Consider the following 22,614-nt stretch of genomic DNA (forward strand, 5'->3'; position numbering starts at 1 on the left):
GCTCGATCTTCACACTCCGATGGCGGAATGACCAGCGTCGATCAGCCCGCCTGAAGTCGAGCGATCTCGTCGTGGGCAGCGCCGACGATCTCGTCGTTCCTGTGGGCGCGACCCCAGGTGCGCTCGGCGAGGGTCGCGTCGCCCGCGGCCACGAGATCGCTGAGCCGGCGCACACGGCGAGCTACTTGTCGCCGTCGAGTGCTCCCTGGTTGGTAAGCATCTGCACTCCTCGGTGGTGATGACAACCGTCGCTATGACGACTGTCATAACCAAGAGTCGGAGGAACGCTCGATACGGCCTGTGCACGGTCTCAGAGAACGGAGACCCATCCGAGGGCTTGGGCGATGATCGCCACGGCCACGGCGATTCCAGGAATCCACAAGGCCGTTGCAAGAAGGACGCCGCGCGCGCTCCTTCTGTTCGCCAATCGCAAGCCGCTCCTGGCTACGGTGGGCGAACCAGCCCGTGACGTGCCGGCGCTCGATCGCTCGTCGACGTAATGCCGCGTCTGCCGATCGAGCTTACGGCGAAGAAGCTCGACGACGGCCAGCAGGTCGGCGCCGACGCGTTCATCCCAGAGCTTCGGCTCGCGGGACATATAGAGATATGCCGTGTCGTCGACGAGCTCGAGATCGCAGCCGGGTGCGACGTCGATCAGCAGCGCGAGGACATCCGGTGTGAAGATGTACAGCGCGTCACGCTCATAGTCGGCGGGACAGTGAAGCGTGAACGACGCGTCGAACTCGATACTGCCGCGGAGCACGCGTCCGCCTGAGATGGCGAGCCCGGCCGCGTTGAGCGTGGACGATCGATTGCTCGTGACCACGAGGTGCGGCACCGACGTCGGCAAGGTGAACCTGACGAAGGTGAATGAGTTGACGAGGCCGGCCGAGTGATATCCGGAGTCGTCGGGCAGCGAGCGGAATCGCGCGGTCTCGACGTCGGAACCGATCGCGTGGTGGCGCACGGCGTAGCCGCCCGTTCGGGGAAACGGTGTCCCCCTCCATGGCGCGGAGTCGCGGCTGCGCCGTTGATGCACGTACCTCATGCCCGACTTCTCGGCCCACGCCTGCACACCCGCCCCGCGATGTGTGGACCTCACCGCAAAGGCGATCGACATGACGAAAATCACGACGAGAATCGGAACACCGACGAACACGATCAGCGCGGTGTACTCGGCCAGCACGAGAGGCAGGCCGACCCCGACCGCGGTGATGACGACGGCGGCGAAGACGACACCAGCCACGATCGCGGCGAGGCCGCTGCCCGAGAACCCCTGCGTGCGAATGAAGCGAGACCACGAAGGCCGGCCCCGTGGCCTGCGAGCGCGGCCTGTCATCGGAACGCAGGCACGATCGTGCGCATCGGTCCGACCCGATTGCCTACGGTGTACAACCGGGCGCCCGCGATCGCCGTTCGGGAATGACGCGGCCACAGTTCGGCGTAGACGGAGCGGTCACCGGTTCGTGTGGCCGCCACCAACTCGTTGTCGGATCGCTCGCCTTCGCCCATCATGGTGTTCCTTCGCTCGTTCGAGTGATGCCCCGCGCGCAGACCGTCAGGGTGCGGTGAGGGTCCAGAGGTGATCTACCCCGCCCGACACGGCCACCACGGCGACGTCCCGCGTCAGATCGGATTCATCGAACAACTGGGTGGCGCAGGCATAGACGCCGAACCGCTCCCTGAACCAAGCGCACAGAGGACGCGACGACATGCCCTGCCAGGTGAAGAAGACTCCCTGTTTCTTGTCTCGGCCCTTGTAGGTCGCCTTCTCGTCTGCGCGCGTCATGCCGACGGGCAACTCGGATGCGATCGCCATGCGAATGGCGGCGAGGTCAGGCGTGGTTCGGGACGGATCCCAAAACAACCGGATGACAAAACCGGTACCTGACCCACCGGGAGCGCGAAGTCCAGCGTAGGCGCCGACGAACCGCTCGTCCGCCCGGCTCCAGAGCTCGTATGCGGTCTGCGCCTGTTTCTTGGCGCCGAACACCTTCGGTTCATCGCAGAGGGCGAGCATCTGGTCGGGCGAGGTGAGGCGCGCCGCGATGGCGGAGTAGTCGGTCATACGTTTCCTTTCGACAAAAGCGCATTCGGATCAGCGGGGAGGCGGCGGGATGCCAGCTGATGGGGCAGCCAGCATCCGATGGAGTAAGACGTGCCCCGGCCCCATTCGTGACGCCATCCGGTAGAAATTATCCAAGATTCGACGAATGCACCGCACCTACCGAGAAATCCTCGATCCGATGGTAAAAACACACCCGGTCGCCCGTAGTAACTGAGCCGTTCTTACATACATCGCTTCCGACCGATGAGGTGGGCGGCCTCGAACTCTGCCGTGAGCCGGGCAATGATATCGAGCAGCCCCCGGATCGCGTTGACCGGTACAGCCAAGCGGTGTTGAGCAGCATCAGTCGGTTAGCCATGCTCGATCTTGGCGCGCACGACTCTCGATCGGCGACTCCGTGGCGGTCTCGTCTGTTCGCCCGGACACCCGGACGACGACAAAGAACGATCCCGCTCCCAGGATGGCTCCCCCGAGCATCCCCAGGAAGGCCAGCCCCGCACGGTCGACGTCGCCGCCTGCCGGAATGATCCCGTTCACGAGAACGACCGCGATCGCAAGCGGCGTGGCGATCGACACGAGTGCACTGATGGGCACCGAGAGCCGACCATGGCGAGCACCGGCCACGAGCGCAACGATGCTGGCGATCATGGTCAGCGCGGCACACACCAGCTGAACGATCACGAAGACGTCGGTGGCGACCTCCAACGACGATGCGGTTCCGCGACCCGCCAGCTCGATCAGAAAAAGATCGGGGAGGTGAGGCGCTACGACCAGCGCGAAGATCACCGCTACGATCCCGCCGAGCGCGGCCCAGCCGACTCCCAGTAGGGCGAGAGCACGAACGTCAAGCCGCTCGATCGCACCCGTTCCTCGGGTTCTGCCACCGTCCCCACCCTCGTGTCGGTCAGCATCGCTCATGCTCTGAACCTAACGGACGGGCGCGCGCCGTCCGTTCAGTCCCACTCCTCGGGACCTATGCCGCCGTCTCGACCCGACAGCACATTGGCGTCGATGTCGAAGGCCTGGCCTGCTGAGGTGATCTGTCGTGCTTGGATCTGGTTGAACGCCCAGTTGCCTGGCAGAGGCTCGGTCTCATTGCCGCCCCATCCCGACGACATGCCCGCCACGAACGAGAAGTGGGCGAGGCTGGCGCCGCTGATCCGCGAGCACACCAACCGCGATCCGTAGACACCGGCCTTGTATGTGTCGCCGGTGTCGCTCAATCCCTGCGCGATGCCCTCGAAATACGGGGTGATCGACGTGGTGATGTCGTCGGGCGTCACGTCGAGATCGAAGGCGAAGTAGATGGTGGTCTGCTTCGGCGCTCCGAGCGCGCGCGCGGCCTCCACCGCACTGCGCGCGTCGAGGGCGCCCTGAGCCCGACTGAACCACGACAGCTCGTCTCCCCCCTCCTCGAAGATGGGCCAGAGATGAAGCTGAGCACCGGAGATCGCCGACACCTCGTCGCTCGTGAGCTTCTTGTCGAGCGCGCCGGTTGCCGAAGAGTTCGTCAGGTAGCGCCCGATGGTCGTGTAGCCCGCCGCCGCGAGTGCCTGCGCCCCACCGGCGTCGAGCCTGTGCGCCAGATCGGCTCCAGTCACAGCACGGTCCGCATCGCCATAACTCACGAGCAGCGCGGCCCAGGTCGGGAAGCGACACACCCCTGTCTGATCCTCAGGAGACAGCGCCTGGAACTGCTGGAACGAAACGAGGACATCGGCATCGCTCGCGGAGAAGGTGTCATCGAAGGGAACGCGGGAGCCGCCAAGAAGGAGCAGGCCTTTGAGCAGTCGCACCCACGATCCCTGTGCGCCCACGGCCACGACGCTCGACGCTGTCGCTTTCAACGCACTGGCGGTGGCGGGCCCGTAAACGCCGTCTGCGCCCGCGGGGTCTTGACCGGTGCCCAGCTGCACCGCACGCACGATCGAGGTCCGCGTGCTCGAGTCGTAGAGTCCAGACGTCGAGCAGTAGGTGGCTCCTGTCAACTCCGCATACTGACCGTTCAGCCACCGCTGCACTGCCACGATCTCATCTCGGCCACCCTCGACGGGCGAGATCGCGGTCACGGTGAGCAGAGCCCTCGTCAGGTTGGGCGACAGAGTCAGCCCGCTCGTCGCCGAGCCGAGCGCCTGCCTCAGACTGTCGACGGCCTGCTTCGTCGCATCGTCCCAGACTCCCGAGAGCGCAACGCTGGAGAATCCCCTGCAGATGAGCGCGCCCTGCACGAGCTGACGCCACTTCTGCGCATCAGGGCCGGTCTCGCCGCCGACGCCGCCATGCTGCTCGAGCCTCGTGATCGTCGTGGGGCCGAACGCGGGCACGAGTGGCGAGATTCCGAGCAGATCCTGCAGACCCTGCACGAGGCCTGCAAGAGTGGCTTGCCCGGCGACCCCGTCCTCGGCGACGGCCACCCACCCGTCCTTGCCGCCGAATGTCGCGTTCAGCCAGCGCTGCACCCCGAGAACGCCCGTCGGCGCATCCGGTTCTGCTGTAGCGGCGCGTGCCGTCTCCGGCTCCATCATCGTCATGACGAGCGGTGCGGCCGCGGCGAGTCCGATCAGGGCGGTGCGACGAGAGATCTCCAAGACATCCTCTTCCTGTGACGAGTGCGACGCGCGTGAACGCGTACGTCCATAGCCAGACGATCGTCTGATGCTAGATCGGACGTCGCAGAAAACCCCCCGACTGGGGGATATCGCATGGGAATCACAGGGAGGAGACAGGAAGCCAGCGGGACACCGCGATCGTGCACGTGAGAAGCTCCGCCTCCAGGACTCGAACCTAGACCTAACAGCTCCAAAGGCTGTCGTGCTGCCATTACACCAAGGCGGACCGCGCGCTCCGTGAAGCACGCATTCCCCAATTCTGCCAGACACGAAGCCTGCCGACCGCCCCTGCCCCACATAATGGATGCGTGCCAGATGCGACTCCTCGAGATTCCGTCGACGGAATCGTCGACGCGTGGGAGCGCGAACGACCCGATCTCGACTTCGCGCCCCTCAAGGTGCTCTCTCGCGTCTGGCGGCTGTCGAGGCACCTCGAGCGCACGCGCCGCACGGCCTTCGCCACCAGCGAGCTCGAGTCATGGGAGTTCGACGTGCTCTCCGCGCTCCGACGAGCGGGCGAACCGCACCAGCTCAGCCCCAAGGCTCTTCTCGAACAGACCCTCGTCTCGTCCGGCACCATGACCAACCGCATCGATCGGATGTCGCGGCGCGGCCTGGTCGAGCGCCGCACCGACCCGCACGACGGCCGGGGCATCCTCGTCTCGATGACCGACGAGGGTCGTGACCGCGTCGACACGGCGATCACCGCGCTGGTCACCGCCGAGGGCGAGCTGCTCAGCAGGCTCAGCACATCCGACCAGGAGCGTATCGCCGCCCTGCTCCGCAAACTCAGCGTCGACTTCGACTAGGTGGTGCGACTTATCTCTCGTCGTTTCACCGTGCTCACTGCTGCCCTCGTCGGTCTCGCTCTCGTCGCGACCGCGGTCGGCCCGACGAGCCCGGCAAGCGAGCGGGCGGATGCCGCATCCATCGCCCCGACGACCGTGACGGCCGCCACTCCCCCGGGTTTCGACCCCGGATTCATCATCTCCGACGACCTCTTCTACGACGGCGGCGCACTCGACGCTGACGAGGTGCAGGAGTTTCTCGACGAGCAGGTTCCCGCCTGCGCTCCCGGCGTGGTCTGCCTGGCCGACTACACCCAGAAGACGGTGACGCGCGAGGGCGACGACGTGTGCGGCGCCTACGGCGGGCGCGAGTCGGAGACGGGCGCCGAGATCATCGCCAAGGTCGGTCTCGCCTGTGGGATCAGCCAGAAGGCGCTGCTCGTGTTGCTGCAGAAAGAGCAGTCGCTCGTGCGCAACCCCGCCCCGACGGCCGGCGACTTCTCGTTCGCCACGGGCTACGCATGCCCCGATACGGCTGCCTGCGACGTGGAGTACTCGGGCTTCTACAACCAGCTGTACTGGGCCGCTTGGCAGCTCAAGCGCTACTCCAACCCGCCGGGCACGACCGAGTTCTTCACGAGCCGACCGATCGGTCAGCCGAGCCCGATCGCGTACAACCCCGACGCATCCTGCGGCAGCGCCGACGTGACTCTCAAGAACATCGCCACGGCGGCCCTCTACTACTACACGCCCTACCAGCCCAACCCGGCCGTCATCGCCGGCGACGCCAACGCGGCCTGTGGCGCCTTCGGCAACCTCAACTTCTGGAAGTTCTATTCAGAGTGGTTCGGCAACCCGACTCGCGGCTCGATCACGCAGGGCGCACTCGACGACGTCTCAGTCGTGCGCGGCCGCGTGGTGGCCAAGGGCTGGGCGATCGACCCGAGCTCGCTGCGGGCGTCCACCTCGGTGCGACTCACGGTGACGGATGCGGCCGGCCGCATCCAGACGACGACGCTGCAGGCCGGCGCAACAACGCGAGGCGCGCTGACGTTCAACTCGCTGTCAGGCCTCGATCACGGATTCAGCGGCGGCACCGAGGTGGGCACGCAGGGCCTCGTGCAGGTGTGCGCCGTGGCGCTGCCCCTCGACGGCACGTCGTCGAGCATCGAACCGCTGGGCTGCACGACGGTTTTCGCGCTCACGCCCTAGCCAGCTCGATGCTCGTGTCGAGCGTGTCGAGCGTGTCGAGCTAGTCGGTGCCCGAGTCGAACGCCGCGCCCTCGGATGCGAGGTCGGTTGCTCGCTCGAGAGCCTCGTCGCCGACCGACTCCTCGGCCGCGTCGAAGATCTCGCTCGACTCGCCCTGCTCGAGCTGGCCGACGAGTTCGGCCGTCGCACCGCCGACGAGACCCGCCGCGGCGTACTGCTCGAGACGAGCACGCGAGTCCGCGATGTCGAGGTTGCGCATCGTGAGCTGCCCGATGCGGTCGTCGGGGCCGAAGGCTGCGTCGCCGACGCGCTCCATCGACAGCTTGTCGGGGTGGTAGCTGAGGCTGGGGCCGGTGGTGTCGAGGATCGTGTAGTCGTCGCCGCGGCGCAGGCGCACGGTGACCTCACCGGTGACTGCCGAGCCGACCCAGCGCACGATGGATTCGCGCAGCATGAGCGACTGCGGGTCGAGCCAGCGGCCCTCGTACATGAGGCGGCCGAGACGGCGACCCTCGGAGTGGTAGTTCGCGATGGTGTCTTCGTTGTGCACCGCGTTGAGCAGTCGCTCGTAGGCGATGTGCAGGAGGGCCATGCCCGGCGCCTCGTAGATGCCCCGGCTCTTCGCCTCGATGATGCGGTTCTCGATCTGGTCGCTCATACCGAGGCCGTGGCGGCCACCGATGGCGTTCGCCTCGAGAACGAGGGCGACGGCGTCGGAGTACTCGACGCCATTGATGGCGACCGGACGACCGGCCTCGAAGCGCACGGTGACGATCTCTGAGGCGATCTCGACGTCGTCGCGCCAGAAGGCGACGCCCATGATGGGCTCGACGATCTCGATGCCGGCGCTCAGCTCTTCGAGTTTCTTGGCCTCGTGAGTGGCGCCCCAGATGTTGGCGTCGGTGCTGTAGGCCTTCTCTGCCGAGTCGCGGTAGGGGAAGCCGCGGGCGACGAGCCACTCGCTCATCTCCTTGCGACCGCCGAGCTCGCCGACGAACTGCGAGTCGAGCCAGGGCTTGTAGATGCGCAGACGCGGGTTCGCGAGCAGGCCGTAGCGGTAGAACCGCTCGATGTCGTTGCCCTTGTAGGTGGAGCCGTCGCCCCAGATGTCGACGCCGTCTTCCTTCATGGCGCGAACGAGCAGCGTGCCCGTGGCGACGCGGCCGAGCGGCGTGGTGTTGAAGTATGTCTTGCCGCCGGAGCGGATGTGGAACGCGCCACAGGCCAGGGCTACGAGACCCTCCTCCACCAGGGCGGCCTTGGCATCGACGATGCGCGCGATCTCGGCGCCGTACTCCAGAGCCCTGGCGGGCACCTTGTCGATCTCGGGCTCGTCGTACTGCCCGATGTCTGCGGTGTAGGTGCAGGGAACCGCACCCTTCTCGCGCATCCATGCGACGGCGACGGAGGTATCGAGACCACCCGAGAATGCAATGCCGACTCGCTCGCCGACCGGAAGACTGCTCAAGACTTTAGACACGATCAATATCCTAGGAGTGATCAGCCCTCGAGAAGTTCCGTCAGCTCGAGCCAGCGCAGTTCGACCGTGTCCATCTGGTCGCGCAGTGCCTGGACTTTCTGCTGCATCTCGCCCAGTCCGGAGTAGTCGCTCTGATCGTGCTTGGCGAATGCCACGTCCATCTCGGCGATCTGCGTGCTCAGCTTCTCCATCTTGCGGCCGGCCGCGGCCAGCTCCTTCTGCGCGTTGCGCAGCTCGGCGCCCTGCAGGCCCGTCTTCTTGGCGGGAGCCTCGGCGGACCCTCCGGCGGCGATGCGCGCCTGCTCCTTCTGCTGGGCGAGACGCAGCTCGAGGTACTGCTCGACGCCGCGAGGAAGGTGCGTGAAACCGCCGTTCATCACCGCGTACTGGTTGTCGGTGACGCGCTCGAGCAGGTACCGGTCGTGGCTCACGACCAGCAGGGTTCCCGCGTAGGAGTCGAGCAGGTCCTCGATGGCGGCCAGCATGTCGGTGTCGAGGTCGTTGGTGGGCTCGTCGAGGATCAGCACGTTCGGCTCGTCGAGAATGATGAGCAGCAGCTGCAGCCGTCGCTTCTGGCCACCCGAGAGGTCTTTCACCGGGGTCGAGAGCTGGGCGCTCGTGAATCCGACTCGCTCGAGCAGCTGCCCGGGCGTCATCTCTTTTCCGCCCGAGACGTAGGAACTCTTCTGTCGGCCGATCACCTCGCTGACCCGGTCGTTCCAGATGTCTTCGAGCTCGAAGAGCTGCTGCGTCAGGGTGGCCACGCGAATGGTCTTGCCGCGCTTGACCTTGCCAGATGTCGGCAGCAGCGTTCCCGAGACCAGGCTCAGCAGGGTGCTCTTGCCGGCGCCGTTGACACCGAGGATTCCGGTGCGCTCTCCGGGCGCGATGCGCCACGTCACGTCGCGCAGCACCTTCTTGCCGTTGTCGTATTCGACCGAGATGTTCTCGAGGTCGACCACGTCTTTTCCGAGGCGCTGCATGGCCATCGCCGCGAGCGAGACCTTGTCGCGCACGGGAGGCTCGTCTTCGATGAGAGCATTGGCCGCATCGATGCGGAACTTCGGCTTCGCCGTGCGGGCAGGGGCGCCGCGGCGCAGCCAGGCCAGCTCTTTCTTCATGAGGTTCTGGCGCTTGGCCTCCGACGTGGCCGCCATGCGGTCTCGCTCGACGCGCTGCAGGATGTATGCCGCGTAGCCGCCCTCGAAAGGCTCGATCAGGCGGTCGTGCACCTCCCACGTGGCGGTGCAGATCTCGTCGAGGAACCACCGGTCGTGGGTCACGACCATGAGCCCGCCAGAGTTCGTGGCCCAGCGCTTGCGCAGGTGCTGGGCGAGCCACGCGATGCCCTCGACGTCGAGGTGGTTGGTGGGCTCGTCGAGGAAGATCACGTCGTGGTCGCCGATGAGCAGCTTCGCGAGCGCGATGCGTCGTCGCTGTCCTCCAGAGAGGCTCGAGACGAGAACGTCCCAGGGGATGTCCGAGGCAAGACCCGAGATCACGTCGCGGATGATGGGGTCGCCGGCCCAGACGTGCTCGTCGATGTCGCCGACGATCGTCTCCTTGACGGTGAGTTCGCCGTCGAGGTCGTCGGACTGGTCGAGCATCGCGAGGGTGATGCCGTTGCGTCGGGTAACACGCCCGCCGTCGGGTTCGATGCGACCCGCCAGCAGCCTGAGCAGGGTCGACTTGCCGTCTCCGTTGCGACCGACGATTCCCACGCGGTCGCCTTCGTTGAGACCGATGGTCACGGAGTCGAAGATGACGCGCGTCGGATATTCGAGATGGAGCGATTCCGCTCCCAGTAGATGGGCCACCTGTCGAGGTTACCCGCGATCCGAGGGCCGCCCTGCCGGTCAGCCCAGAAAACGCCTCACGACCGAATCCACGGCACGAGCGGTGAGCGTGACCGATTCGAGGTCGATGTGCTCGTCATTGCCGTGGATGAGGTGACGGAAGCGGCCGTAGTCCCATCGCCGCGAGAGCACCGAGAAACCGTAGGCTCGTCGACCCTTCGCGCGATAGAACCGGGCGTCCGATCCCCCAGCGGCGATTATCGGCAGCGGAACAGCCCCCGGGTACGCCTCGTCGATGACCTCGGCGAGCACCTCGAAGAGCGGCGTATCCATCGGCGAGACGTTGGCCGGGCTGAACGACGCACCGACGACATCCACGATCTCGATGTGCTGCATGAGATCACCGAGCGCTGACATGACGTATGCGTCCACAGCCTCCGGTGACACTCCGGGCAGCTGCCTGATGTCGAGGTCGATACTGGCCTCGCCCGGGATGACGTTGATCGCGTCGCCCGCTCTGATCACGTTGGGCGAGATAGTCGTGTGTGTGGTCGCGTGCGCGTAGCCCGCGAGCTCACCGAGTGCCGGCAGCGCACCCAGGATCTCGGCCACCGAGGTCAGCCGTCGCGCGACATCCGGCTCGAGGTCGAGCGCGTCGACGTAGCGCGGCCAGTAGTCGCCGATGACCGCGCGCGGCGCGAAACGAGTGAGCCGGGTCACGGCCTCGGCCGCGATCACGCCGGCGTTCGACGAGCCCCACGGTGCCGATCCGTGGCCGGGGATGCCGCGGATCAGCAGCCGCCGTCGGGCCAGTCCCTTCTCCCCCACCGTCACGGTCACCGAGTGCGGCCCACCAGCCGACCCGCCGACCGGCACACCACCGGATTCGGTGAGTACATAGTCGGCGTCAATGAGTTCCGGATGGTGCTGCATGAGCCACTCGATGCCGAGACGGCTGCCGCCCTCTTCGTCGGCGACCGCCACGAAGACGAGATCGCCGCGCAGCGCGCGCCCCTCGGATGCGACAGCCCGCGTCGCCACCGCATAGGCGGCCGTCAGATAGAGCATGTCGAGGGTGCCACGACCGTAGAGCTCGTCGCCCACGATGTCTGCCGCGAACGGGTCATGGCTCCAGCCGCCGTGCATCACGGGGACCACATCGATGTGTCCGACCAGCGCGAGAGAGGGCGCCAGCGGGTCGGTGCCGGGGATTCGTACGACGAGCGTCGCTCTTCCGGGGGCCGACTCGACGACGACCGGTGCGACATCCACGCCCTCGAAGAAGCGCATCAAGACGTCGGTGTTCCGGATTTCCTGGCCGGACGCGTAGGTTCCGTCGTTCACGCACGCGCTGCGGATGAGCTCGCGCAACAGCGCGAGAGCCTCGTCGCCACGAGATGGGGAGTCGATCATCGCTCAAACTTATCGCTCCCCGGCGGCTCACATCGTCATGTGGCGGAGCCGAGCGCCGGTAGCGTGAAGGTATGCCCGCTGAAACGACTGCCGAACTCATCGATGCCCATCTGCTCACCGTGCAGGACTTCCCGAGCGAGGGCATCCTGTTCCGCGACGTGACGAGCGTCTATGCGAACGGCGAGGCATTCGCCTCGGTCGTCGACGCCTTCGCCTCGCACGATTGGGGGCAGGTGGATGCCGTGCTCGGCATCGAGGCACGCGGGTTCGGTATCGCCGCGGCCATGGCCTACGCGCGCAAGGTAGGAATGGTCTCGGTGCGCAAGGCGGGCAAGCTTCCCGGTGAACTGCTGAGCGAGGACTACGCCCTCGAATACGGAACGGCCACGCTGCAGGTGCAGCCGAACGTTCTGCCTCGAGGATCGCGCGTCGTTATCCTCGACGACCTGCTCGCCACCGGAGGCACGCTCGCAGCCGTCGTGAAACTCGCCGAGCGCGCGGGTTGGGTCGTCGCCGGCATCGGCGTGGTCATCGCACTCGACGACCTCGGTGGGCGCGCTGCTCTCGCTGGCCACGACATCCTCGAGCTGAGCACGTACCCCGCGTCGTAGGCCGCGGTCAGCGCAGCTGCGCTGTGATCGTCTGAGCCAGTTCGCGCAGGAACTCTGCATGATCGAGACCTGGCGTGGGCGAAATGTGTGGTGGCAACGTGCTCATGAAGTCGTAGTGCCCCACGTTCGAGTGCTCACTGATGACCGCGTCGCTGGGCGCCGAGCGAAGCACCGAAGCGGTGCCCGGCGGGGTTACCGTGTCTGAAGCGCCGACGTGCACATACAGGGGCGCCACAACATGATCGAGCGCTCCAGGGGCGGCGAACCATCCGACGGTCGGAGCGAGGAGCACGAGTCGGGTCACGCGCGGGTTCGGGATCACGTCGATGGGCTGGCCGTCTCTGCCCCACGGTTGGGCTCCCGCCAAACAGAGCGCTGCCCAGGCGCCGATCGAGTGTCCGACGACGCTCACCGCCGAATCGACGTCGCCATCCTCCGCGAGGGCACGGTTCAGACCGTCTACCCGCGCTTGCAACTGCGACGTGGTGACGGTTCGCGGGTCGAAGTGTTCGCTCTGTGGGGCGACGACATGAAATCCTGCGTCGCGGATGGCGTCGATGAGAACGGAATAGCGAGCAGGGTCTCCTCCTGCGCCTGGAGCGAAGAGAACCGTGGGTGTGCTCACGACGTCTAGTCGCCGATGACTCGCGCGCCGTGCACCGGCCCGGTGACCCGCACCACGCGATGCCGAGCGGCACTCAGCGCGATCTGCAGTTCGAGGGCCGCATCGAGGTTCTCGGCGAGAAACGCGACCGTGGGGCCAGATCCCGACACGATGCCCGCGAGCGCGCCGTTGGCCTCACCCAGTTCGAGGATGCCCGTGAGCGCCGGGTTCAGGTGCAGCGCGGGGGCCTGCAGGTCGTTGTAGAGCGCGTCGGCGAGCACGAGGGAGTCGCCCGACCGGAGCGCCTGCAGCACGGCGGTGTCGACCGTCGGCTGAGTCTGCGCGGGAAAGATGTCTTGAGCGTGACGATCGCGGTGCCGGTCGAGCTCGCGGTACACCTCGGGCGTGCTCGATCCGAAGTCGGCGAGCACGAGAACCCACTGGAAGGAGCCCTTGGCGAGAGCGGGGCTGAGCTGGTCGCCACGACCCGTTCCGATGGCCGTTCCGCCGGTCAGTGCGAACGGAACGTCCGCTCCGAGGCGGGATGCGAGACCGAGGAGCTCGTCGCGACCCAGGTCGGTTCCCCAGAGTGTGTCGCACGCCACGAGGGTCGCGGCCGCGTCGGCGGATCCACCGCCCATCCCGCCGGCGATGGGCACGTTCTTCTCGATGTCGAGGTGTACGCCTCCGCGGTAGCCCGCCTTGCGCGCCAGCATGCGTGCCGCGCGGATGGCTAGATTCGTGCCGTCTACTTCGAGACCCGAGCAGTCGATGCTGCCGCCGAACGACACCGAGAAGTCGTCGGAGATCGTGGCCCGCACGTTCTCGTAGAGCGAGACGGCCTGATATGCCGTGGCCACGTCGTGGTATCCGTCATCCATCACCGCCCCGACCTTCAGGAAGACGTTGATCTTTCCCGGCGCCCGAACGTGCACTGTCGACAGCGCCCTCTGAGTGACCATGCAATCAACCTATATGCAACCGGAGGGGCGGTCCGACCGCAGGCTACGCGCGGCCGAGTCCCGCCAGCACCGAGACGAAGTCGGCGAGGAACGCCTGCCTGTCGACATCGAGCACAACCTGCGTGTCAGGGGCCGGCGTGACCGGCCAGCTCACGGGCAGCCCTTCGTCGGTGCGCACCAGGTGCGCGCGCGTGGCGAAGCCGTCGGTCGTGATGTTCACCGGTCCCGACACCGACGACGTGATCCACTCGGGCTGAACGAGCAATGCTGCGGCCAGCCCGTCGTGAGCCGGCGAGACCCGGCGTCCCCACGAGAACTGGTAGAAGTCCATGTACGCCTCGAGGATGTCGGCCGAGAACGTGGCCCACTCCGTTCCCGCTCGATGCAGCGACTGCACGGCCGCCTCGTCGACGATCGTGCCCGCCGTCACGTTCACGCCCACCATCACGAGGTTCGTGCGTTCAGCGGCGAACACGCGGGCTGCGGCGATGGCGTCGTTGTGGATGTTCGCGTCGACCATCTGAACGGTGCCGAGCGGCGGGAACGGCCCCGAGCCGCCCATGATGACGGTCGAACGGAACAGCGTGAGTAGCTGGGGTTCGATCTCGAGGGCGAGCCCCACGTTGGTGAGCGGGCCGATCGGCAGCAGATCGTAGTAACCGGGGCGCGACCGGGCCAGCTCGACGAGAAGCTCGGCCGACGACAGGGGCGACAGATTGCGCGGCGTCAGCTTCTCGCTATAGAGGTCTCCCAGCCCGTCGTGTCCGTGCACGTGACCGGCGATGCGGGGCTCCCCGTTGATGGGGCCGTCGGCGCCCCGCGCCACGAGCGTGTCCTCGAGGCCGGCGATCTTCAACACCCGAGCGATGTTGGCCACGGCGTCTTCCACGGGCGTGTTGCCGTAGACGCTGGTGATCGCCGAGATCTCCGCGTCTTCTCGGCCTGCCAGGTAGAGGAGCGCGAGGGCGTCGTCGATGCCCGTGTCGGTGTCGACGATGATGTGACGAACGTCGTTCTGATCTGCTGCGGTCATGCCTGGGTCTCCTTGGGAACGAGGGTGTTCGCGCGGCGCCTGGTGACGACGATGCGCATGATCACGAGAACGACGAGGGTGATGGCGTACGGCGCCGCGTCGGTGAGCTGCTGCGGTGCGCCGATGCCCTGAAGACGGAATCCGAGGGCCTCAGCAGCGCCGAATCCGAGGCAGGCCACCGGCAGCCAGAACGCCTTGTTGGCGACCAGGATCACGGCGGCGACGGCGATCCAGCCACGGCCCGCCGTCATGTTCTCGGTGAACAGCGTCACGTTGCCGAGCGACAGTTGCGCCCCCGCGAGACCGCAGAGTCCGCCACCCAGGATGGTGACCCATGTCTGGTACCGAGCGACGCCGATGCCGAGCGTGGCCGCGGCATCCGGATGCTCGCCCACGCCGCGCAGACGCAGACCGCCGGGCGTCAACCGAAGCCACAGACCCGCCGCGACGATAAGGACGAACGCGAGCGGCACCAGCACGGATTGGCCTGCGAAGACGTCGCCGATCACGGGGATTCCGGCGAGGAACGGCATGGTGCCGATGCCGGCGAGGCCCTGGGGAGCGAACGATCCGGAGGTGTCGAAGAGCACACGGAGAAGAAAGCCCGTGAGTCCGAGAGAGAGCAGATTCGTGCCGATCGCGATGATGATCGGATCGGCCTTCCATCGCGCGGCTCCGACCGCGAGGATCACGGAGTAGAGCGCGGTCGACAGCACGGCGATGAGCACACCGGCCCACGCATTGCCCGTGTAGTAGCTGCCCGCGACGGCGGCGAAGGCACCCCAGAGCATCTGACCCTCGAGGGCGATGTTGAAGACGCCCGCCTGCGCGCACAGCGCCCCGGCGAGGGCGGCGAAGAGGATGGGCGTCGCGCTGGTCAGAACGGCCGCGACGAAGCTCCACTCGAAGATGCTCATCAGCTGTCCTTCCCCGCGCCGGCTCGCCGCGCGTCGAGCACGACGCGCAATGCGAGGATCACGATGACCACGCCCTGCAGAACATCGGAGAGCTGTCTCGGCACCTCGGCCGTGCGTTCCATGCTCGCTCCCCCGACCTGCAGAATCGTGAACAGGATCGCGGTCACCGGAACGAGCGCCGGGCGCCCTCCGGCGAGAAGCGCCGCTGCGAGGCCGGCGAACGTGTAGCCGGGCGAGATGAGCGCCCCGTCGATGAAACGGTAGGGCGAGGAGAGCACGATGATCGCGCCGACGAGGCCGGCGACCGCTCCCGCCGAACCCATGGCTCCCAACGCGAGTCGCCCGGGTTTGAGCCCCGCGTACTCACCGAAGCGACGGTTGGCGCCCGTGACGCGCAACTCGAAGCCCACGGCCGAGCGCGAATCCACGACATAGAAGATCACCATGACAGCGATGATGAGCAGCAGACCCACCGAGGTGTAGCGCAGATCGCCGAGGCTCCAGATATGGGCATCTTCGGGCAGCACGGGCGTCTGCGCGTTTCCGGAGCCCTTCTCGGCGAGGGGAAAGCGCACGAGGTACGACGCCACGGCGACGGCCACGGGAGACAGCAGCAGGGTCGAGATGATGATCGGAATGCCGAAGCGCGTGGCCAGAGGCGCTGAGACGGCGGCGAACCCGCCGCTGACGATCATCGCCGCGATCAGGGCCAGCGGCACAGCGACGATTCCGGGCAGACCGAGCTGACTGGCCACGACGTAGGCGGTGATGCCGCCCAGCACGAGTTGGCCGTTTCCACCGAGGTTGAACTCGCCCATGCGCAGAGGGATGGCCGCGACGAGACCCATTCCGCAGATGAAGCCCCAGACGGCGAAGGTGTAGTCGAGGTTGCGCGGATCGAGCGATCCCTGCAGCACAGCGGCGTAGGCGTCGATCGGGTTGAGTCCCGCGAGGAGGATGATGACCGCGCCGATGAGGATCGCGAGAACGACGGCGCCGATGGGCACCACGGCGGGGTGACGGGTCAGGCGCGCGATCATGCTGTCCACTCCTCGCCGGCCGCTGCGGCCGCTCCGGCCATCGCCGCGCCGATGCGCTCGGCGCTCGCCTGCGTGCGGTCGAACTCGGCCACGATCTCGCCCGCGAACATCACGAGCACGCGGTCGGCCAGGGCCAGCAGTTCAGAGATCTCGTGGGAGACCAGCAGGATGCCTCGGCCCGAGGCTCGGTAGTCGAGCAGGCGACCGTGAATGGCCTCGATTGCTCCGACATCGACTCCCTGGGTCGGCTGCTCGGCGATGAGCAGCGGCGCCTCGAACGACAACTCGCGGGCGATGACGACCTTCTGAGCGTTTCCGCCCGAGAGCGACCCGACAGGCTGCTTCTCGCCCGAGGTGCGGATGTCGTACGACGAGATCTGCTCGCTGGCGCGTCTGCGCGCCCCGGCCAGCGACATCCAGCCCCTGCCGAAGCCGTTCGGCCGGCCGATCGGCGGCTGTCTGTGGTGGCCGAGCGAGAGATTCTCGGTGATCGACATGGTCACCGCGCTGCCCTCGCCCCGGCGGTCTTCGGGAATCACGGCCAGCCCGGCCGCGCGTCTCGCGGCAACGGGTGCGCCGGTGACGTCGTCGCCACCGAGCCGGATGCGACCGGCCGAGACAGCGGTCGTGCCCAGGATCGCGGCGACGAGGTCGTGCTGCCCGTTGCCCGAGACGCCGGCGATTCCGACGATCTCACCGCGTCGTACCGACAGCGAGACGTTGGACACGCGCTCCACCCGCGCCTCCGCGACAGAGACGCCCTCGACCTCGAGAACGGTGTCGCCGAGCGAACCGGTGCCCGGGTTCGCGACGATCTCGACCTCGCGGCCGGTCATTGCTCGAACGAGTTCGGCCGACGTCGTCTCGGCGGTGACGAACCGGCCCGAGACACGGCCGTCGCGCAGCACCGTGACCTCGCTCGACACGTCGAGCACTTCTTGGATCTTGTGCGTGACGAGAACCACCGTCGTGCCCGCCTCTGCTGCCCGCCGGACCACGGTGAACAACGAGGTCACCTCCGAGGGGGTGAGCACGGCGGTCGGCTCGTCGAGAATGAGGATGCGTGCGTCGCGGTGCAGCGCCTTGAGAATCTCGACGCGCTGACGTGCACCCGCCGAGAGATCTCCGACCCTGGCCTGCGGGTCGGTGTCGAGCCCGTAGCGCTCGGCCAGGTCGAGAACCCGGGCGGCCGCGGCTGCGCGATCGATGCGGCCACCGCGCGTCGGCTCCGCGCCGAAGACAACGTTCTCGGCGACGGTCATGGAGTCGAAGAGGCGAAAGTGCTGGTGCACCATGCCGAGGCCTGCAGCGATGGCGTCGAGAGGGCTCGAGAACGAGCGGGCTTCTCCCTCGACGATGATCTCGCCCGAATCGGGGCGCACCAGGCCGAACAGAATCGACATGAGCGTCGATTTGCCCGCGCCGTTCTCGCCCATCACCGCGTGCACGGTGCCCCGGGCCAGCACGAGGTCGATGCCGTCGTTCGCCACGACGGCATCGAACCTCTTGCTGATTCCTCTCAGCTCTACCGCGGCAGTGCTCATCCGGCGGTGAGGGGATCCTCGACGACGATCTCGCCCGAGATGATCTGATCGCGAACGGCCTTGACCTTCTCGATCACGTCGGGGTGATCGGCGATCAGGCACTTCGACGACGCGACGTCGTCTTCGAGGCCGGTCACTCCGACGCCGCCCTCGGCGAGGCCGTACGACTTGAAGCCGCCTCCGTCGCCGGCGAAGATGTCCTTCACCGCGTTCTCGACCGCGATATCGACGCGCTTGATCGAGTTGTCGACCACGTTCCCGGGCGACTCGAGGCACTGGTTCGCGTCGACGCCGAATGCCTTGAAGCTGCCGGCGGCGGCGGCCTCGAACACGCCGAGGTTTCCGGCCGAAGCGGCCGCGTTCACGTAGTCGGCACCGGAGTCGGCGATGATCTGAGCCTGCGCCTTGGCGCGAGCCTGGTCTCCGAAGGGGTTGTCTCCGCCCACGTACTGCTGGGTGGTCTTCACATCGGGGTTCACACTCTTGGCGCCCGCGAAGTAGGGGTCGATCCAGCGGTGGATGAACGGAGTGTCGAGCGCGCCGATCGCGCCGATGCTGTTCGTCTGGGTGAGCAGGCCCGCCTCGACGCCGATGAGGTAATTCGACTCGTATTCCTTGAACACGGCGGCGGTGAGGTTGTCGGTGGGCTTCTCAGCCGAGGTGTCGATCAGCAGGAACTGCTGGTCGGGGTTGTCTGCGGCTGCGGAGGTGACCTGATCGAGCACGCTGAACGAGACGCCGATGATCACATCGGGTGCGGCGCGAACTGCCTCGTCGATGTTCTGCTGGATCGACGCCGGGTCCTTGCTCTCGTAGACGTCGACCTTGGCACCGTTCGCCTTGCCGGCCGCCTTCGCACCCTCGACGGCGAGCTTCAGGAAGTTGTTCGATCCGACGGCGGTCGGCGTGATCAGGATGATCGACTTGTCCCCCGCCGATTCGTCTGACGACGAGCCTGACGACGTCGAACACGCGGAGACGCCCGCGACGAGCGCGGCCGTGAGGGCGACGGCGCCGATGCGCCGGGTGAGAGTGGACATAGGTGTCTCCAGGGTTGCTGTCGGGAGGGAGTGCAATCCAACGCTAGCAAGCGATCCGCCCGGCGATTTACCTCCGCGTCACGGGCGGTAATGACGAGTGCTCAGTCCGCGAGGGCGGCGCGACCGATGCGGTGGAAATCCTGCATCGTCAGCGCCTCACCGCGCATCGTGGGCTCGACGTCGGCGCGCTCCAACACCTCTTGTGCGCGTTGCGTGTCTCCGAAGACGGGGATGAGCGACTGCCGCAGCATCTTGCGGCGCTGTTGGAATGCCGCGTCGACGACGTCGAACGTGCGCACGCGCACCTCTTCGGTGTCGGGCAGCGTCTCGTGGCGATGGAACGAGACGAGCACGGAGTCGACGTTCGGCACGGGCCAGAACACCTGCCGGCTCACGTTGCCGCTCGTCTTCCAGTCGCCGTACCAGGCCGCCTTCACGCTCGGGCTGCCGTAGATCTTCGATCCGGGAACGGCGGCGAGCCGATGGCCGACCTCCGCCTGCACCATCACGACACCCGATTGGATAGAAGGAAAGTGCTCGAGGAAGTGCAGCAGAACCGGAACCGAGACGTTGTAGGGCAGGTTGGCGACGAGTCGCACGGGCTCGTCGGGCAGGCTCTGGATGCTCATGGCATCGTCGCGCACGACCGTCAGCGTGGCGTTCGGCTGCAGAGCGCGAACCGTGTCGGGCAGCTGAGCGGCGAGCCTCTTGTCGATCTCGACGGCGACGACCGACGCCCCGGTCTCGAGGATGCCGAGGGTCAGCGACCCGAGGCCGGGCCCGACCTCGACGACCGTCTCTCCTGGCTGCACTCCGGCCACGCGCACGATTCTGCGCACGGTGTTGCCGTCGATCACGAAGTTCTGGCCGAGCTTCTTCGTGGGTGTCAGGTCGAGCAGTTCCGCCAGGTCACGGATCTCCGCGGGGCCGAGGAGCTTGGAGTCGGGCTGCCCTCCGACAGACCCAGGGAGCGAGGTCGTCATTCGGCCGTCACCGGCTCTGAATCCCAGGTGCCGTAGACGAGTTCGGTGTTCGAGGTGATCTGTGCGGCGAGCATCGACACGTCGGTGCCGAGATGCGACGCCATGAACCGCAGGGTGTGCGGCAGCAGATACGGAGCGTTCGGCCGCCCGCGCAACGGTGTCGGCGTCAAGAACGGCGCATCCGTCTCGACGAGCAGCAGCTGACGCGGGGCGACCTCGAGGGCGTCGCGCAGATTCTCGGCGTTCTTGAACGTCACGGTTCCGGCGAACGACATGTACCAGCCGTTGTCGGCGCAGATGCGGGCCATCGCGCCGTCGCCCGAGTAGCAATGGAAGACCGTGCGCTCCGGCGCGCCCACGCGGAGAAGGGTCTCGATGACGTCGTCGTGCGCGTCACGGTCGTGGATCTGGAGGGCCAGTCCGTTCGCCTTGGCGATCTCGATGTGCGCCTCGAACGACCTGAACTGGGCAGCACGTCCCTCTTCCGGTGTGCGGAAGAAGTCCAGGCCTGTCTCGCCGATCGCCCGCACCCGCGGGCGTGTGGCGAGCTCGGCGATCACGGCGAGGGCCTCATCGAGCCGGCCCGCCTCGTCGTAGCGCGGCGCCTCGTTCGGGTGGATGGCGACGGCAGCCAGCATCCGGGGCTCCCGAGCCGCCTGCTCGGCCGCCCAGATGCTCGACTCGATGTCGCCGCCGACCTGAACGACTCCGCGCACGCCGACACTCGACGCGCGGTCGAGCTGCTCCAGGTAGTCGAGGACTTCGCGCTCGGACCCCTCGCTCTCCTCGTTGCCTGAGCCTGTCGAAGGGGGCGGATCGAGGTGCGTGTGGTTGTCGTACACGCCCACCACGAGGGGCTCGGGCAGCGGCGGGTAGCTGTGGTCGGTAGGCACGACTACGCAGCCGACCCGTCGGTCTCGCTCGTCTCGATGCGCGGGAAGAGCGGCTCGAGCGCGGAGACCGTCGTGCCCCCGGCCCAATCGAACGCCGAGCGGATGGGCTGGTCGGAGACCGCGCCCGCTCCGTTCAAGGCGGTCCAGAGCTTGCTCGAGGCCACGGGAACCACGGGCGAGAGCAGAACAGCGAGAGTTCCGATTCCGCGCACCGCCGTGTTCAGCACGGTTCCGAGCCGCTCGCGGTTCGCCGGGTCTTTCGACAGCGCCCACGGTTCCTGCAGGGTGATGTAGCCGTTCAGCTCGTCGACGAGCTGCCAGATCGCCGCGATGGCTTCGTGGATGGCGAGTCGCGAGATGGCCGCATCGGCGGCGGCCGTCACCCGCACCTCGGTGTCGCGGATCGCCTGGTCCGGCGCATCCAGAACCCCGGCATCGGGGATGACGCCGTCGAAGTAGCGCGTGACCATGGCGATCACGCGAGACGCGAGGTTGCCGAAGCCGTTCGCGAGCTCGGCCTGGTAGCGGGCCGACAGGTCCTCCCAGCTGAACGAGCCGTCTTGACCGAAGTTGATGGCACGCATGAAGTAGTAGCGGAAGGCGTCGGAACCGAAGGTGTCGGTGATCTGGTTCGGGGCGATGCCCGTGAGCTTCGACTTGGACATCTTCTCGCCGCCGACGAGCAGCCAGCCGTGGCCGAAGACCTGCTTCGGAACCTCGAGCCCGGCGGCCATGAGCATCGCGGGCCAGATCACGGCGTGGAAGCGCGCGATGTCTTTCCCGACGATGTGCGTGGCGGGCCAGCGGCGGGCGAACGCCTCGTCGTCGTGGCCGTAGCCCGCGGCGGTGATGTAGTTCAGCAGGGCGTCGAACCACACGTAGACCACGTGCGACTCGTCCCACGGCACTTTGATGCCCCAGTCGAAGGTCTGGCGCGAGATCGACAGATCGGTGAGCCCCCGGCGCACGAACGACACGATCTCGTTGCGCACGCTCTCGGGCTGAATGAAGTTCGGGTTCTCTTCATAGAGGTCGAGCAGCCGCTGGCTGAACTCGCTCATCTTGAAGAAGTAGTTGCGTTCCTTGAGCAGCTCGACGGGCTTCGAGTGGATCGCGCAGACCTTCTGGCCCTCGTACTCGCCCGTTCCGTCGACGAGGTCACTGTCGGCCTTGTACTCTTCGCAGCCCACGCAGTAGTAGCCCTCGTACTCGCCGGTATAGATGTACCCGGCATCGAAGAGGCGCTGAAGGAAGAGCTGCACGTTGACCTCGTGGCGCTCGTCTGTCGTGCGGATGAAGTCGTCGTTCGAGATGTCGATCGTCTTGAGCAGGGGCTGCCACGCGGTCTCGACGAGGCGGTCGGCCCACTCTTTGGGCGTGACGCCGTTGGCGGTAGCCGTGCGCAGGATCTTCTGCCCGTGCTCGTCGGTTCCGGTGAGGAACCAGGTGTCGTCGCCCGCCTGGCGGTGCCAGCGCGCGAGAACGTCGGCGGCCACCTCCGTGTAGGCGTGCCCGATGTGGGGCACGTCATTCACGTAGAAAATAGGCGTGGTGATATAAAACGAGGAGCCGTCGGACATGCTCCCCATCATAAAGGCGCGACTCGGCCGCGCTTCCCCTG

Annotated in this window: 22 protein-coding genes and 1 tRNA gene; 3 read left to right on the forward strand and 20 right to left on the reverse strand. The window is 66.8% G+C overall.

All coding sequences use genetic code 11. From position 1 onward, the window contains the following. Nucleotides 1-41 precede the first annotated feature (41 nt). From CCK87_RS18645 to CCK87_RS09330, 7 genes are all read right to left on the reverse strand, one after another. Nucleotides 42-173, reverse strand: coding sequence for a hypothetical protein (locus CCK87_RS18645; RefSeq protein WP_283160432.1), 132 nt, complete (start codon nt 171-173; stop codon nt 42-44). 137 nt (nt 174-310) lie between these two features. Then, nucleotides 311-1,339, reverse strand: coding sequence for a hypothetical protein (locus CCK87_RS09305; protein WP_086461094.1), 1,029 nt, complete (start codon nt 1,337-1,339; stop codon nt 311-313). Continuing rightward, nucleotides 1,336-1,515, reverse strand: a complete 180-nt coding sequence (locus CCK87_RS09310) for a hypothetical protein (protein WP_086461095.1) — start codon at nt 1,513-1,515, stop codon at nt 1,336-1,338. Before CCK87_RS09310 ends, CCK87_RS09305 begins: the two co-directional genes overlap by 4 nt. A 43-nt stretch (nt 1,516-1,558) precedes the next feature. Continuing rightward, complete coding sequence (locus CCK87_RS09315; protein ID WP_086461096.1) at nt 1,559-2,068, reverse strand: hypothetical protein; 510 nt, start codon at nt 2,066-2,068, stop codon at nt 1,559-1,561. A gap of 342 nt (nt 2,069-2,410) precedes the next feature. After that, nucleotides 2,411-2,986 (reverse strand): hypothetical protein, encoded by a 576-nt coding sequence (locus CCK87_RS09320; RefSeq protein ID WP_086461097.1) that lies wholly within the window; start codon nt 2,984-2,986, stop codon nt 2,411-2,413. A 35-nt stretch (nt 2,987-3,021) separates the two neighbouring features. After that, complete coding sequence (locus CCK87_RS09325; protein ID WP_086461098.1) at nt 3,022-4,656, reverse strand: glycoside hydrolase domain-containing protein; 1,635 nt, start codon at nt 4,654-4,656, stop codon at nt 3,022-3,024. Nucleotides 4,657-4,831: 175 nt separating this feature from the next. Then, nucleotides 4,832-4,903 (reverse strand) — tRNA-Gln (locus CCK87_RS09330). A gap of 82 nt (nt 4,904-4,985) precedes the next feature. Between CCK87_RS09330 and CCK87_RS09335 the strand changes: the two genes are divergently transcribed. Further along, nucleotides 4,986-5,486: a MarR family transcriptional regulator gene (locus CCK87_RS09335; RefSeq protein ID WP_086461099.1), complete on the forward strand. Its 501-nt coding sequence runs from the start codon at nt 4,986-4,988 to the stop codon at nt 5,484-5,486. Next, complete coding sequence (locus CCK87_RS09340; RefSeq protein WP_086461100.1) at nt 5,487-6,677, forward strand: hypothetical protein; 1,191 nt, start codon at nt 5,487-5,489, stop codon at nt 6,675-6,677. Nucleotides 6,678-6,717: 40 nt separating this feature from the next. Here CCK87_RS09340 and argG read toward each other — a convergent pair whose 3' ends face one another. From argG to CCK87_RS09355, 3 genes are read right to left on the reverse strand one after another with little or no spacing between them, the layout of a single operon-like run. Beyond that, nucleotides 6,718-8,157 (reverse strand): argininosuccinate synthase, encoded by a 1,440-nt coding sequence (argG, locus tag CCK87_RS09345; RefSeq protein WP_086461266.1) that lies wholly within the window; start codon nt 8,155-8,157, stop codon nt 6,718-6,720. 20 nt (nt 8,158-8,177) lie between these two features. Beyond that, nucleotides 8,178-9,974, reverse strand: coding sequence for an ABC-F family ATP-binding cassette domain-containing protein (locus tag CCK87_RS09350; protein WP_086461101.1), 1,797 nt, complete (start codon nt 9,972-9,974; stop codon nt 8,178-8,180). Between the two features lie 39 nt (nt 9,975-10,013). Further along, nucleotides 10,014-11,366: a M20/M25/M40 family metallo-hydrolase gene (locus tag CCK87_RS09355; RefSeq protein WP_086461102.1), complete on the reverse strand. Its 1,353-nt coding sequence runs from the start codon at nt 11,364-11,366 to the stop codon at nt 10,014-10,016. A 71-nt stretch (nt 11,367-11,437) separates the two neighbouring features. Between CCK87_RS09355 and CCK87_RS09360 the strand changes: the two genes are divergently transcribed. Next, nucleotides 11,438-11,977 carry an adenine phosphoribosyltransferase gene (locus tag CCK87_RS09360; protein WP_086461103.1) on the forward strand — a complete coding sequence of 180 codons (540 nt, stop codon included), beginning with the start codon at nt 11,438-11,440 and terminating at the stop codon, nt 11,975-11,977. Between the two features lie 7 nt (nt 11,978-11,984). On the opposite strand, the gene CCK87_RS09365 is transcribed toward CCK87_RS09360, so the two are convergent. From CCK87_RS09365 to metG, 10 genes are all read right to left on the reverse strand, one after another. Continuing rightward, nucleotides 11,985-12,602, reverse strand: coding sequence for an alpha/beta hydrolase (locus tag CCK87_RS09365; RefSeq protein ID WP_086461104.1), 618 nt, complete (start codon nt 12,600-12,602; stop codon nt 11,985-11,987). Between the two features lie 5 nt (nt 12,603-12,607). Beyond that, nucleotides 12,608-13,543 (reverse strand): 4-(cytidine 5'-diphospho)-2-C-methyl-D-erythritol kinase, encoded by a 936-nt coding sequence (locus CCK87_RS09370; RefSeq protein WP_086461105.1) that lies wholly within the window; start codon nt 13,541-13,543, stop codon nt 12,608-12,610. Between the two features lie 43 nt (nt 13,544-13,586). After that, the gene (locus CCK87_RS09375; protein ID WP_086461106.1) at nt 13,587-14,576 is read right to left on the reverse strand and encodes a nucleoside hydrolase; all 990 of its coding nucleotides are present in this window, start codon (nt 14,574-14,576) and stop codon (nt 13,587-13,589) included. Next, nucleotides 14,573-15,493, reverse strand: coding sequence for an ABC transporter permease (locus tag CCK87_RS09380; protein WP_086461107.1), 921 nt, complete (start codon nt 15,491-15,493; stop codon nt 14,573-14,575). The genes CCK87_RS09375 and CCK87_RS09380 overlap by 4 nt, the downstream gene beginning before the upstream one ends. Further along, nucleotides 15,493-16,533: an ABC transporter permease gene (locus tag CCK87_RS09385; RefSeq protein ID WP_086461108.1), complete on the reverse strand. Its 1,041-nt coding sequence runs from the start codon at nt 16,531-16,533 to the stop codon at nt 15,493-15,495. Before CCK87_RS09385 ends, CCK87_RS09380 begins: the two co-directional genes overlap by 1 nt. After that, nucleotides 16,530-18,077, reverse strand: coding sequence for an ABC transporter ATP-binding protein (locus CCK87_RS09390; RefSeq protein WP_086461109.1), 1,548 nt, complete (start codon nt 18,075-18,077; stop codon nt 16,530-16,532). The genes CCK87_RS09385 and CCK87_RS09390 overlap by 4 nt, the downstream gene beginning before the upstream one ends. Then, a complete protein-coding gene (locus CCK87_RS09395) occupies nt 18,074-19,117 on the reverse strand; it encodes a BMP family ABC transporter substrate-binding protein (protein ID WP_086461110.1) in 1,044 nt (347 codons plus the stop codon). Before CCK87_RS09395 ends, CCK87_RS09390 begins: the two co-directional genes overlap by 4 nt. A 101-nt stretch (nt 19,118-19,218) precedes the next feature. Continuing rightward, the gene (gene rsmA / locus CCK87_RS09400; protein WP_086461111.1) at nt 19,219-20,100 is read right to left on the reverse strand and encodes a 16S rRNA (adenine(1518)-N(6)/adenine(1519)-N(6))-dimethyltransferase RsmA; all 882 of its coding nucleotides are present in this window, start codon (nt 20,098-20,100) and stop codon (nt 19,219-19,221) included. Further along, nucleotides 20,097-20,993, reverse strand: coding sequence for a TatD family hydrolase (locus tag CCK87_RS09405; protein ID WP_086461112.1), 897 nt, complete (start codon nt 20,991-20,993; stop codon nt 20,097-20,099). Before CCK87_RS09405 ends, rsmA begins: the two co-directional genes overlap by 4 nt. Before the next feature lie 2 nt (nt 20,994-20,995). Then, entirely contained in the window at nt 20,996-22,573 is a 1,578-nt protein-coding gene (gene metG, locus CCK87_RS09410; RefSeq protein ID WP_086461113.1) for a methionine--tRNA ligase, read from the reverse strand. Nucleotides 22,574-22,614: the final 41 nt, after the last annotated feature.

The organism is Agreia sp. VKM Ac-1783, from assembly GCF_900177765.1.
Classification (GTDB): Bacteria; Actinomycetota; Actinomycetes; order Actinomycetales; family Microbacteriaceae; genus Agreia.

Coding starts and splice junctions, on each gene's coding strand:
- CCK87_RS09305 (WP_086461094.1), bottom strand. CDS start 1,339: ATGACAGGCCGCGCTCGCAGGCCACGGGGCCGGCCTTCGTGGTCTCGC.
- CCK87_RS09310 (WP_086461095.1), bottom strand. CDS start 1,515: ATGATGGGCGAAGGCGAGCGATCCGACAACGAGTTGGTGGCGGCCACA.
- CCK87_RS09315 (WP_086461096.1), bottom strand. CDS start 2,068: ATGACCGACTACTCCGCCATCGCGGCGCGCCTCACCTCGCCCGACCAG.
- CCK87_RS09320 (WP_086461097.1), bottom strand. CDS start 2,986: ATGAGCGATGCTGACCGACACGAGGGTGGGGACGGTGGCAGAACCCGA.
- CCK87_RS09355 (WP_086461102.1), bottom strand. CDS start 11,366: ATGATCGACTCCCCATCTCGTGGCGACGAGGCTCTCGCGCTGTTGCGC.
- CCK87_RS09360 (WP_086461103.1), top strand. CDS start 11,438: ATGCCCGCTGAAACGACTGCCGAACTCATCGATGCCCATCTGCTCACC.
- CCK87_RS09370 (WP_086461105.1), bottom strand. CDS start 13,543: ATGGTCACTCAGAGGGCGCTGTCGACAGTGCACGTTCGGGCGCCGGGA.
- CCK87_RS09375 (WP_086461106.1), bottom strand. CDS start 14,576: ATGACCGCAGCAGATCAGAACGACGTTCGTCACATCATCGTCGACACC.
- CCK87_RS09380 (WP_086461107.1), bottom strand. CDS start 15,493: ATGAGCATCTTCGAGTGGAGCTTCGTCGCGGCCGTTCTGACCAGCGCG.
- CCK87_RS09385 (WP_086461108.1), bottom strand. CDS start 16,533: ATGATCGCGCGCCTGACCCGTCACCCCGCCGTGGTGCCCATCGGCGCC.
- CCK87_RS09390 (WP_086461109.1), bottom strand. CDS start 18,077: ATGAGCACTGCCGCGGTAGAGCTGAGAGGAATCAGCAAGAGGTTCGAT.
- CCK87_RS09395 (WP_086461110.1), bottom strand. CDS start 19,117: ATGTCCACTCTCACCCGGCGCATCGGCGCCGTCGCCCTCACGGCCGCG.
- rsmA (WP_086461111.1), bottom strand. CDS start 20,100: ATGACGACCTCGCTCCCTGGGTCTGTCGGAGGGCAGCCCGACTCCAAG.
- metG (WP_086461113.1), bottom strand. CDS start 22,573: ATGTCCGACGGCTCCTCGTTTTATATCACCACGCCTATTTTCTACGTG.